A 13,292-nucleotide genomic window follows, 5' to 3' on the forward strand; every position below is an offset into this window, starting at 1 on the left:
ATGAGACTTAAAATATTCATGATTACTGCTTTTGCAGGTTTAGTAACCTTAAGCGGTTGTAAAAAATTTCTGGAGGAGAAGTCACAAAGTGATGTAATTCCTAAAACGGCAATTGACTACAGAGAATTGCTGATGGGTTCGGGATATATGGATAATTCTGAGCCTATGGGTTTTGTTTATTTCCTGGATGATGATGTAGATCTGTTTTGGGAATATGCAAACGGAGAAGCCACGGTAATAGGTACAAATCCTGCAATTCAATACTTCCCGCTTTTTACGTGGCAACCCCGGTTGGCAGATAGAAATGGATTGGGCGATCTGATTGCTGAAGATCCGGGATCTACAGCTTATTTCAGATATTATAAATGGATTATGGGCTGTAATGCTGTTCTGGAAAATATTGATCAGTCGATTGGTAGTCAACAGGAGAAAGACAGGGTTAAGGCAGAAGCATTAGCTGTACGCGCGCTGTATTACTTCCGATTGGTGAATCTGTACGGAGAGCCTTATACTCAAAATCCTCAGGCTTTAAGTATCCCGTTAAAGCTTAATTCAGGTATTGTGGCTGGTTCTATGCCACAAGCTACTGTTGCAGAAGTATACAACAGGGTAGTTGCTGATCTTAAAGAAGCTTCCCGGTTAATGGACGCATTACCTATTGTACGTAAGGATTATCATATTAATCAACCTGCGATTCATATTCTTTTATCAAGGGTTTATTTATATATGGAGAAATGGGATGAAAGTCGTGCAGAAGCAGATAAAGTATTTGAACAGGGAGGCCAGATTGCTAATTTAACCGGATATACAACTACCTGGTTGAATTACAATAATCCGGAAGTTGAATGGTTGTTTGGAGGTAATACCCAACCAAATCAAACTACTTATGTTCCTTCTATCCCATTCCGTGCAACGTTCGATCCAAAGGATGTACGCATTAATGTAGGTATTCAGGTACAGGACAGAAGCCTTACTCCGTTAGTTTCAAAACTTCCGATTGGTTTAGACCTGGCGCAAACGCTTCGTACTCCGGAAGCATTGCTGAACAGGGCAGAGGCAAATGTTAAATTGAATAATCCCGGACCAGCACTGAAAGATCTGAATGATTTGAGACGTAACCGTATCATCGGCTATACTGATGTAAATATTACGGATAAAGATCAGTTGTTGCAGGCTATCAGAGAAGAGCGCCGTAAGGAGTTTTGCTTTGAAGGTTTCCGTTGGTTCGATCTGCGCCGTTATGGCATGCCTGAAATTACGCATCGTTATCAGAATGCTTTGGGTGAATCCATACAGGAATTCAAGCTGGCGGCAAAAGATCCGATGTATACACTGCCATTCCCAAACAGTTTGCTGATCAGAAATCCTGAACTGAAACAAAACGCTTCCGGTACAATGCCGGAAAGAGTTGGTCATTAATTCTTTAACAAGTAATAAATCATAACATGAAGCATATATTCATTATCAACTGCATCTTCTGCATGATGTTGTTTTCATGTAAGAAAGATGTAAAGATCGGGCCTCCTGTTCCGATCAGGGAAGATTATACCTTACCACAGGGAAATGCTCCTAAGGAAGCCAACGATAAGATCATTGAGCTTTATAAAAGCTATGGATCCTATTTCCTGTATATATACACGCAGAAAGATTTTGAGTGGATGCAATCTGCTGGTACTGCATCTTCTAAAATCGATACAGTTGTATTGGGTAATCCTGCCTATACAATGGATATGTTGAATTATTTAAATGATATCTGGTTGAAGTTTTTACCGGATAATTTTAAAAAATCTGAAGGTATTCCCTATCGTGTATTAATGGCAGATAGTATTAAGCAATATCGTGGTGCAGGCTATCCTCCAGGTATGGAGTATCTGTATTTCGACTATAAAGTTGTAGGCAAATCTATAACATTTGCAGGTATGAATGCATCTTTAAGTACGATGACGTCTGACCAGAAAATAGCCAAGAGAAATGTAATTATAGGTGCTATATGGAATTATTATCTGCAGAATAAAATCCTTGATATTCCGGATGCTTTCTATAAAGTAAGTGACTATGTAACGTATCCGACTTCTCCTATTAATGCTGCTAACCCGGCAAACGTAGATGCATTCAGAAAGCGTGGATTTTTACCTACTTCCTATACAGGAACCGTTGCTTCTGAATGGTATTATGGTACTTACTCATGGCCAAATGCAAAGCCGAGTGATCTGAGTTCTTACCTCCTGCATATACTTTCACGCACGGATGCTCAGATGCAGTCTTACCTGGCTTACCCATTAGTTAAGCAGAAGTTCGACATCCTTGTAAATTATTTCAAATCAAAATATCAGATAGACGTACGTGCTATAGCTAATGCTACCTATTGATCCTGATTATTTCTGTCGTCCGGCTATCAGGGCCGGGCGACGGAAATATCAATAGCAATTACAAATCATAATACAATCCATTATTAGTGTAAGCAGAAGCTTACGCCTGCTATTTTATTTAATAAACAATCCGTAATGAATGGAAAACACCATCGTAAAAGTTGAAAACTTATCTCATCGGTACGCTTCCCAGTGGGCAGTCAGAGATATAAATTTTGAAATCAGCAGTCAGGGAGTGGTTGGCTTATTAGGTTCTAACGGAGCCGGTAAGTCTACAACCATGAACATTATCTGTGGAGTATTGAAACAATCGAAAGGTGAAGTATATATCAATGGGATCAACCTGAAAGATAATCCGGTAGAGGCTAAACGAAATATTGGTTTTATGCCTCAGAAATTACCGCTGTATCAGGATTTTACTGTTGAAGAATATCTTACCTACTGTGCCGACCTGAGGATGGTAGAAAAAAAACAGGTGAAGAAAGCCGTACAGGAAGCACTGGAACGCTGTGGAGTTGCGCATTTCAGAGATCGTTTGTTACGTAACCTCTCTGGTGGTTATCAGCAGCGTGTAGGCATTGCACAGGCAATCGTACATAATCCAAAATTTGTAGTGCTCGACGAACCTACCAACGGATTAGATCCTAACCAGATTGTGGAGGTGCGTAACCTGATCAAACAAATCGCAGTTGATAGAGCTGTTTTGTTATCGACTCACATCCTTACAGAAGTACAGGCTGCATGCCGGGAGATCAAAATGATTGAAGAAGGACAAATGGTGTTTTCCGGAAGTATAGAGATGTTTAATAACTATATCGAACCTAATACCATTGTTGTGACCCTTGATTCGCCGCCATTAAATGAGGTATTACAGCAGATAGAAGGTATCCGGTCTGTAGAACAGTTAACTCCCTACCGCTTTAGATTAGGTTATGATGGAGAGAAGAAAACAGCACAGCGACTGGCAAATGCCAGCGTAAGCAATGAGTGGGGACTTATGGAACTGATGATAGAGAAAAGCTCTCTGGATGCAGTATTTGCTCGTTTGTCGAAAAAACAAATCAAATAAAAATCTGATAATAAGATATTAAATGAGACGAATTTATAAAATAGCCAAGGCCGAACTATTTACCTTGTTTTATTCGCCTATTGCCTGGATGATATTGATTGTCTTTACCTTCCAGACTGGGATGATGTTTGCAGGCCGCCTTCAGGAGATTCTGAGAGCTCAGAACATGGGCTTCGCTAACCGATTTATTACTGCCAATATATTCACGGGCAATCTTGGCTTATTATCTGCCGTTCAGAATTATCTGTACCTCTATATGCCTTTACTTACAATGGGGCTTATGAGCCGGGAACTAAGCAGCGGTTCTATCAAATTACTCTATTCCTCTCCGGTAACTTCCTCGCAGATCATCCGTGGTAAATTCCTGGCGATGATGATCTATAGCCTGATACTTACAGGTGTAATCATGGTTTATGTAATAATCGGATTATGCACAATTCCTAATTTTGATCTCCCTTCCGTATGGTCTGGCCTTCTGGCTATCTACTTACTGATGTGCGCATATAGTGCCATAGGTTTGTTTATGTCGAGCCTCACCTCTTACCAGGTAGTTGCAGCATTAGGTACTTTGGTATTACTGGCTATGCTCAGCTACATGAATAAAGTATGGCAGGATATCAGCTTTGTACGTGATATCACTTACTGGCTATCAATTTCGGGCCGTTGCAATGAAATGGTTTATGGGCTGATCTGTTCTGAAGATGTGTTGTACTTCCTGATTGTAATATGCATGTTCCTTACCCTGAGTATCCAAAAATTACAGGCAAACCGCACTCATTCATCCTTCGCAGTGGTATGGGGCAAATATTTAGTTGTTGTACTCGCAGCTATGATGCTCGGATACGTAACATCCAGGCCAATATTTATGGCTTACTACGATACTACTGAAACCAAGCGTAATACACTGACTCCAAAAAGTCAGCAGGTGATGGCAAAGCTAGACGGTGGACTAACCATTACTACCTACGTAAACCTGCTCGACAGAGAATATTATAATGGCGCACCTACTCAGGTAAATGAAGATAAACAACGCCTAAAACAATATATCCGTTTTAAGCCTGAAACAAAATTGAAATACGTTTATTACTACGATAAACCAAGTAATAATCCACGTCTCGACTTTGTATATAAGAATAAGTCACTGGCCGAAATGGCTAAGAAAGAAGCTGAGCTCCACGATCTGGATATCAATCTTTTCCTGACTCCGGAACAGATTAAAAAACAAATCAACCTTACCGATGAAGGAAACACCTTCGTTCGCCTGGTTGAAAGAGAAAATGGTCAGAAAGCCTTCCTGAGGATTTATGACGATATGATGAAGTTCCCTGACGAAGCAGAAGTTACCGCAGTATTCAAACGAATGGTAATGAAACTGCCAAGAATTGGATTCCTGCAAGGACAAGGTGAAAGAAAGATCGAAGGAGAAAGAAACAAAGACTATACACTCTTTTCTTCTGTAAAAACTTTCCGCTATGCACTTACCAATCAGGGTTGTGATGTAGAAAATCTGGACCTCACAGGAGATAAACAAATTCCTAAGGAAGTAGATATCATTGTTATTGCCGATATGCAACAGGCAATGGATTCTGTTACCAAAAAGAAAATCGATACCTACATTGCCAATGGAGGAAATCTGGTGGTAACACTGAAGCCAGGTTCTGCTGTTATGGAATCTTTCATCAATCAGTTTGGAGTGAAAACAGTTCCAGGCCAACTTGTACAACCTAAACAGGATATTGCAGCCAATGCTGTAATGTGCGTACCAACTGCTGCTGCCAAAGAACTGGCTGAAGTATATAGAATGATGTTAGAACAACGCAGATATGTGGGAATGGTTAAAGCAGCCGGACTCGAATTGGCTGAAAATAAAGGTTTCAAGGCCATACCAGTACTGCAGACGGTAGATACTATGAAAACATGGAATGAATTGCAAACTATAGATTTCGTAAATGATTCTGCAACTGTGGATGTTGCGTCCGGTGAGAGAGTAGATAGTTTTGTAACCGCCATGGCATTGTCACGAAACGTAGGAAGTAAGGAACAACGTATCATGATTGTTGGAGATGCAGATTGTATCAGCAATGCCGGTATGAAACCACCAATTAAGTATTATGGTGCATCTAACTTCTCCCTGATTCCGGGGATGTTCCATTGGCTATCCTATGGTACTGTACCTGTAGATGTAAGCCGCCCGTCGTCTTCCGACAATGAAATTAAACTTACCAAGGAAAGCCTGAAAGTTGTAAGATATGGGCTAATGTGGGTAATACCTGGAATTTTGCTGATTGGCAGCACTATATTATTGATCAGGAGAAAAAGAAAATAAAATTAGCTGGTATGAGCCTGATGACCGATAAACAAACGTTGACCGACCTGAATATTTTCGGGAAGAGAAATGATGATGGCATATACGCGATCTTTAACAGAACCTACACCAGAGGTGCTTCTGAGCTCCTGGAAGAAATGTTCCGTTATCCATTAGCAGATGTAAAGGCAATCAATGCCCGGAGTTCTATTATTCGGGCATTTGCATCAAAAGATGTTTCATTCCCCTATGATGCAACCTGGTTTGATGCAGCAGAACAGTACCTGCAAAATACAGATGAGCGTAGCCGGCTTACTGATCAGCCAGATACCCTAAGTCGAAAACTCAATAGCCTTATCACCGGAGACACGGCGTTTAAGGCTATTGAGAAAGGGGTTGAGAGCCTTATTAATATATTGCAGACCACTGTAAATTTTGCTGATAGCATCAGACAGCGCGTTACTGAAATACCTTATAGTAAGGAACTGGAAACTATTGATCAGTTACTGAAAATAGAAGAGTTGCAACCTTTGTTAAAGGTCGTTACATCAAATAAATTGTCATTTGCCCAAGTAGCGGAGTACGATAAAGTACTTCGCTTCAGGCATCGTGATAGTTTGAAGCAATTGCTGCAGCGTATATATCTGGCAGATGTATACTTATCAGTTGCCAGGATTGCGGTAAGCCGACAGTTTACTTTTCCCGTGGCTCTGGAGCGTGAGCTCCAGACTGTTGTACTGGAAGATTTTTATCATCCCGGATTAACAAAGCCGGTTGTGAATTCTCTCAAAATCACTCCTGATGGTAATGTTATCTTCCTGACAGGGGCTAATATGGCCGGGAAGTCAACATTCATGAAGGCATTAGGTATTGCTATGTTCCTGGGGCAAATGGGCTTTCCGGTACCCGCATCGAAGATGGAATTTTCTGTAAGAGATGGAATTTTTACTACCATCAATCTACCAGATAACCTGACCCTCGGGGCCAGCCATTTTTATGCAGAAGTATTAAGGATTAAAAATATTGCCAGGGAATTGAGCAGAGATAAATATCTGTTTGTAATTTTCGATGAGTTATTCAGAGGTACCAATGTAAAAGATGCCTATGAAGCTACAATTGCTGTAACCAGTGCGGTTGCACGTAGGAAAAACTGCATGTTTGTTGTGTCTACTCACATTATAGAGGCAGGAGAGGTGCTTAAAGAAAAATGTGAGAATATCAATTTCGTATATCTACCTACGTTAATGGAAGGAAATAAGCCGGTATATACTCACAAGCTATTACCAGGTATTACAGCCGACAGGCATGGTATGATAATTATAAAAAATGAGGGCATCCTGGATATATTATCCAGGAAATAATCAGTAAAGAAGCATATAATGAACTTGATAGCCGACAAACAAACGCTCGACGATTTATCTGTTCTCGGAAAATATAATCCCGCTTCTGTGTTTAACCTTTTTAACAAGGTAAAAACAAGAGGAGCCGAGAAGTTACTGGATTCAATGTTTCAGCATCCATTAACCGATCCTGATAAAATTAACAGCAGAAGTGCAACCTTCCGTTATTTCAGCGCCAGTAAAATATCCTTCCCATTTGAAGATTCCGTACTCCAACGTATGGAATCTTATTTGGATGAGGGCAATGATGACAGTTATTTTCTGGCTCTGCTTAAAACCGGCAGAAAGAAAGTGGCTGAAGTACTGGTGAAAGATGATGCTTATCAATTAGAGCTGACAGGTATTGAAAGCAGCATACAGATGCTGAAAACCAGCAAGGAACTAGCTGCCAGACTTCAGTTAGAAGGGCGCGATAAAAATTCTCCCTGGAGCAAATGGGTAACTATACTCCTGAATATTTTAAAAGACTCCGGACTAAACCTGGCAACTGAAAATAGATCTTTTCTGCAAACAGTAAAGTTGCATCATTTGCTCACTGGAGTATTTCGTGACCAGTTAAAGCAGTTACTGGAACTGACTTACGAAATCGATTTATTCATCACAGTAGCAGAAGTCTCAAATGAAAGGAATTTCACCTATGCCAAAGCACTGCCAAAAGAGAAAAATATCCTGATTGCAAAGGATGTAAGACATCCTGGCCTCAGCAATGCTGTGGCTAACCCGCTTTCTTTCAATCGTAAGAGCAATATCTTATTCCTTACCGGTGCAAATATGGCCGGAAAATCGACCCTGATGAAAGCCACCGGTATCATGATCTATCTTGCTCATATGGGCTTTCCGGTAGCTGCCTCGGAATTGGAGTTCTCTGTATTGGACGGAATTTATTCTTCTGTGAATGTACCGGATGATTTAAATATGGGTTATAGCCATTTTTATGCAGAAGTACTGAGGGTAAAAAAGGTTGCAGAAGAAGTAGCAGCAGGTAAATCGATCTTTGTCATTTTCGATGAACTTTTCAAAGGAACTAATGTCAAGGATGCCTATGATGCCACTCTGGCTGTAACCGACGCATTCACCGCGTTTACAGACTGTTTCTTCATTATATCAACTCATATTTTTGAAGCAGGACATGCGCTGATGGAAAAAGGCAGTCAGATCCAGTTCGAATTTCTCCCTACTGTTATGAAAGCAAATGTTCCCCAGTATACCTATCGTCTCGAAAAAGGTATTACCGCCGACAGGCAGGGAATGATCATCATCGAGAATGAAGGAATACTGGAAATGCTTTAAGGAATACGTTACAACAAAAAGATAAACTATGCATTATCGTCATTGGCTTGCTGCCGGTTTGATGTTCATGTTAGCAAATGAATGTACCGCACAGGCTCAGCTTATACCATTAGATACAGCCGTAAGAACAGGGCAGTTACCCAATGGGTTTACATACTATATCAGAAAGAATAATGAACCGGCAAAACGTGCTCTATTCTACCTGGTCAATAAAGTGGGTTCTATCCTGGAAGATGATGACCAGCAAGGACTGGCTCACTTTATGGAACACATGAACTTTAATGGAACCACTCATTTTCCTAAAAATGACCTGATAGATTATTTGCAGAAAATAGGGGTAAGATTCGGGGCCGATCTGAATGCCTACACGTCATACGACGAAACGGTTTACCAGTTACCCATTCCTACTGATAATCCTGCCCTGATCAGCAAAGGGCTTGATATCATGCGCGACTGGGCCCAGGAAGCTTCATTGGAAACAGATGATATAGATAAGGAAAGAGGTGTTATTCTGGAAGAAAAACGTTTACGTGAAGGAGTGGCAGATAGGATACAGAAACAAACAATGCCGCTGTTACTCAATAATTCGAAATACGTATACCGACTTCCAATCGGTACAGATAGTATACTAAAACATTTCGATACAGATGTAATCAGGCGTTTTTACAAGGATTGGTATCGCCCAAATTTACAGGCGCTTATCGTAGTTGGAGATATCAATGTTGATCTGGTGGAACAACAAATCAGAAAACAATTCGCTGATTTGAAAAATCCACCAAACGAACGTCCGAGACCAGCCTATAAAATAGAACTTACCGGTAAGAATCAGTTTCTCGTTGTTACAGATCCGGAAGTAACAAGCACAGAACTGGAGTTGCTTGTAAAGCACCCCGGAACTGAATTGAAAACAACCACAGAATACCTGAATGCGATTAAAAGAGCATTGTTTAACCAGGTATTGTCTCGCCGCCTGGGTGAGTTAAGCCAACAGGCTAATCCTCCATTTAGAGTTAAAGCGGGTATTGGGGGCTTAACCGGTGGCCTCGAACAATTTGGGTTTGCCGTTACCGCCAAGCCGGGTAAGCTGGAAGAAGCATTTGCTGCAACCTGGTCACAGATCGAGCTGGTGAAACGCTACGGTTTCACACAAGCCGAACTGGATCGCGCCAAACAAAGCTATATGACCGGCATGGAAAGATCTTTGCGCGAAAAAAGCAAAGTACCATCAAATAGCTATGTTAGCGAATATCAGCAGCTGTTCCTCAACGGAACTGCCGCTCCGGGGTTTGACTGGGAATACAACTTTGTAAAACAGTCATTACCCGGTATCACAGTTGATGATCTGACCCAGGTAGCCAATCAATATATCAAAAATATAAACAGAGATATTTTAATCTTAGCACCTGAGAAGGAAAAAAATAATCTGCCGGATGCTAAGACGATAGATAACTGGTTAGCGAAAATTGCTTCATCAACATTGGTGCAGTATAAAGATTCTACCGTTAATAATTCTCTGCTTAAAAATATCCCGAAAGGAGGAAAGGTAGTTGCTCGTACCAGTATTCCTGCTGTTGGTGTAGAACAGCTTACCTTGAGCAATGGAGTGAAAGTTTGGCTTAAACCTACCTCTTATAAGAACGATCAGATTCAGTTTGTATCATTTGCTCCCGGAGGAATAAATAAATATTCCAACGAGGATTTCCCGACTGCTTCAAATACAATCGGAATTATTGGAGGTAGTGGCCTGGCCGACTATTCACCAATTCAATTGTCAAAAATATTGAATGGTAAAACAGCTGGAGTTGGTGCTTATATCGGTGGCCGAAATCAGGGTGTTAATGGTGGTAGTAGCAAGGATGATCTGGAGACAGCCTTACAACTTGTTTACCTGCGATATACTGCTCCGCGTAAAGACACTGTGTTATTCGAAAATGCTATGGCACAGTCGAGAGAACAAATTAAGAACAAGTACGAAAACCCTGGTGTGGTATTTAGAGATACCATCAATAATGTATTGAGTAGTTACCATTATCGAACGAGTCCGGCTACGCTCGAAAGACTGGATAGTATCAGTCTTGATAAAGCATTCGACATTTATAAAGACAGATTTGCAGATGCATCACAAGCGAATTTTGTTTTTGTTGGTAATTTCAATACAGATAGTATTCTGCCATTACTGGAACAATATCTGGGTGCTTTGCCTTCATTGAATAGAAATGAGAAACCAGTTGTAATTCATACACAATTACCGAAAGGAAAACTGATTAAGACTGTAAGAAAAGGGAAAGAAAATAAGGCTACAGTTATGCTGGTGTATAATGGTGACTGTAAATATTCCGAAACAGAGAGCTTACAGTTACAGGCTTTATCGGAAATTCTGCAATACAGGTTGCTCACCAGTTTAAGAGAAAAGGCCGGAGAAGTTTATACGCCATCAGTTCAGGGAGGAATGTCGAGAGAACCGGATCAGCGTTTTTCTATTAATGTATCTTTCGGGTGCGCACCTGAGAATGTAGAACATCTGGTTGGATTGGTTAGTCAGGATATTGCAGATTTGCAAAAAAATGGAGCTACCAGTGATGAATTACAGAAGTTTAAAGCTGGAAATCGCAAGCAGGTAGAGTTAACGATAGAAAGCAATGAATTCTGGATGCAGTATATTGTTGGAAAAGTGGAAAGAAAAGAAGAGTTGAAAGCATTACCAGATATTGAAAAACGATTGGATCAGATTACTGGCAATTCAATAAAAGCAGCGTCTAAAAAATACCTAAGCGGAACTAATTGTATTCGCTTTGTGGCCTTACCGGAGAATAAATAGCGATTCTTCCGTCATTCTAATACTAAAAAACCGTTTCCTGATGGAAACGGTTTTTTAGGTTATAAATTTCTTATACTTCAGAAGTAGTTAATTCTTTAGTTGGTAATGCTTCCTCTTTTTTCCTGCCCCAACGGTCTGTCAACCATTTTCTTATTGGTTCATCATAAAATCGCAGTGCTATATATCCTAGAGCTACAGAACCAAAAAATATTATGGTGGCAACAACGGAAATCTCAGTAGTTGAGGGTTTGGCTTTGAAAAGATAGTTGCCAAATAGCCAGGATGCCCAAATGTGCGTCATATACAACGGATAGGAGAGTCGACCGGTAAATATACACAGGCTCTTTAACCATCCGCTTACCTGTGCCCCAGCACCCAGTGACAGAAGGAATGGAAAGCCAATAATTACCAGGATCATTTCGGTAGCCCAATCGTTTTCCTTGTGAGGGAAAATCAGCACCCCGATTAGTAAAGCACCAAGAATAAGGAAATTCAGTTTGTTCTTAATAACGAGGTTAAAGCGGAAAATCGTTAACCCGGCAAGGAAGGAGAAGAATACCCTGGCGAAACCATCGAAGAAAGTAGGTGCATCCCATCCTGTAATAATCCATCCTCTGTACCTGGCGACTGCGGTTATCCAGATGGTCGAGAAAGCTAATGAAACAAGTAGCCAGCGTTTAGGAAGGCGTAACAACACAAAAGCATATACGATGTTGATGATATATTCCATAAATAATGACCAGGCAGGTGTATTATAAGGAAACAATCCTCCTCCTCTTCCTGGTAGCCATGGATATGGTAACATGAGTAGTGAACAGATAAAGGCCGCCAGAATATTGATAATTCCGGCCTGCGCAACAGATTCTGCACCAATGTATGGATCAAATAGAAATCCTAGTAGTCCGATTATACTACCCCAGATTACCATAGGATGTAAGCGGATCAGACGATTGCGGAAAAATGTTTTAAGACCAAGTTTAGGCGCTCTTTCATCATATGCATAGCCAATAACAAAACCCGAGAGGCAGAAGAAAAAATCTACAGCCAAAAAACCGTGTCCTATTGGGCTTTTAGAATAATCGGGCGAAATAAACTCGAAAAGGTGAAATATAACTATAGACAGAGCTGCAAATCCTCTTAGTCCATCTAATACCTCATAGTGTTTTTTAGATTGAAACAGGTTGTTTTCCATAACGTTCGAATATAGGCTGATTAAAATAGGCCAGGATAGGTAGATTGACTAGCTTCTGATAAAATTGAATTAGTTTTTGATAAGAAGGTATTATTGATTAAACATTATTACAAATTTGCTAATTTGTAAGACAATGGATAAAGAACAAATATACGATTGGTTGATTTCGGCGTTTAGCCGGCCGGGTTTTTCTGAAGAATCCTATTATTATGACAGAAGAGACAACGAGTTCTATTCTATTCATATTTGTGATGTTGCCATGTTAAATGACGACTTCACATTAAGGGAAAATGTTCAAACTTCCTACCCCGATAGAATAATGAGATTAATATCCGACAGAATAATCAGGGAGGAAAATAAGGATCAGGATATTCTGGAAATACCCGCATTAAGTGTTAAACATCGTAAAATAATCATGAGTACCTTTCTTACCGGAATAACAGACAAAAATCTCTATGATGTTCTTCATCAAAGAATGCTTAACCAGGATGGAACACAAAGATTCGATTTCTATTTTGGTTCGGAAGCGTCTGATAGTGTAATAGATGAATGGCACTATTTTAAACGTAGTAATTTAATTCCTGAAATTGATAAGGCATTGAAAGAAATGAATATTGATATTGAAATATCCCATGTTTGGGATCTTGATGGAGGGGATGTTTCAATAAGTCTGCGGCTTTAAGCAGCACTATAAATAAGATGTAGTATCATTTTATAAAGATCCCTATTCCCCAGTTAAAATTATCAGGTTGTTGGGGATCCCAGTTGCTATAGGCATGGCCACTATCAGATTTAAATTTTATATATAGCTGCCAGCCAGAAGATTAGTGGTCGACCGGCTTATTTTTA

General features: G+C 40.2%; 9 protein-coding genes. 8 read left to right on the top strand and 1 reads right to left on the bottom strand.

Annotation, left to right across the window (positions count from 1 at the left end; genetic code table 11):
- From DVR12_RS27790 to DVR12_RS14075, 7 genes are all read left to right on the top strand, one after another.
- Entirely contained in the window at positions 1-1,419 is a 1,419-nt protein-coding gene (locus DVR12_RS27790) for a RagB/SusD family nutrient uptake outer membrane protein (RefSeq protein ID WP_199417109.1), read from the top strand.
- A 26-nt stretch (positions 1,420-1,445) separates the two neighbouring features.
- Positions 1,446-2,369: a hypothetical protein gene (locus DVR12_RS14050; RefSeq protein ID WP_147323460.1), complete on the top strand. Its 924-nt coding sequence runs from the start codon at positions 1,446-1,448 to the stop codon at positions 2,367-2,369.
- Between the two features lie 139 nt (positions 2,370-2,508).
- On the top strand, positions 2,509-3,438 hold the full coding sequence (locus DVR12_RS14055; protein ID WP_116976336.1) for an ABC transporter ATP-binding protein: 930 nt from the start codon (positions 2,509-2,511) through the stop codon (positions 3,436-3,438).
- Positions 3,439-3,460: 22 nt separating this feature from the next.
- Positions 3,461-5,764, top strand: coding sequence for a Gldg family protein (locus tag DVR12_RS14060; RefSeq protein WP_116976338.1), 2,304 nt, complete (start codon positions 3,461-3,463; stop codon positions 5,762-5,764).
- A gap of 11 nt (positions 5,765-5,775) precedes the next feature.
- Positions 5,776-7,104, top strand: coding sequence for a MutS-related protein (locus DVR12_RS14065; RefSeq protein WP_116976706.1), 1,329 nt, complete (start codon positions 5,776-5,778; stop codon positions 7,102-7,104).
- 18 nt (positions 7,105-7,122) lie between these two features.
- Complete coding sequence (locus DVR12_RS14070; RefSeq protein ID WP_116976340.1) at positions 7,123-8,433, top strand: MutS-related protein; 1,311 nt, start codon at positions 7,123-7,125, stop codon at positions 8,431-8,433.
- A 28-nt stretch (positions 8,434-8,461) separates the two neighbouring features.
- Positions 8,462-11,251 (top strand): M16 family metallopeptidase, encoded by a 2,790-nt coding sequence (locus DVR12_RS14075; protein WP_116976342.1) that lies wholly within the window; start codon positions 8,462-8,464, stop codon positions 11,249-11,251.
- A 70-nt stretch (positions 11,252-11,321) separates the two neighbouring features.
- Here the strand turns inward: DVR12_RS14075 and DVR12_RS14080 are convergent, their stop codons facing one another.
- A complete protein-coding gene (locus DVR12_RS14080; protein WP_116976344.1) occupies positions 11,322-12,443 on the bottom strand; it encodes an acyltransferase family protein in 1,122 nt (373 codons plus the stop codon).
- A gap of 133 nt (positions 12,444-12,576) precedes the next feature.
- Here DVR12_RS14080 and DVR12_RS14085 point away from each other — a divergent pair, with 133 nt between their 5' ends.
- Entirely contained in the window at positions 12,577-13,125 is a 549-nt protein-coding gene (locus DVR12_RS14085; protein ID WP_116976345.1) for a hypothetical protein, read from the top strand.
- The last annotated feature ends 167 nt before the right edge of the window (positions 13,126-13,292 follow it).

Origin of the sequence: Chitinophaga silvatica (genome assembly GCF_003419895.1) — a bacterium.
GTDB classification, from domain to species: Bacteria; Bacteroidota; Bacteroidia; order Chitinophagales; family Chitinophagaceae; genus Chitinophaga; species Chitinophaga silvatica.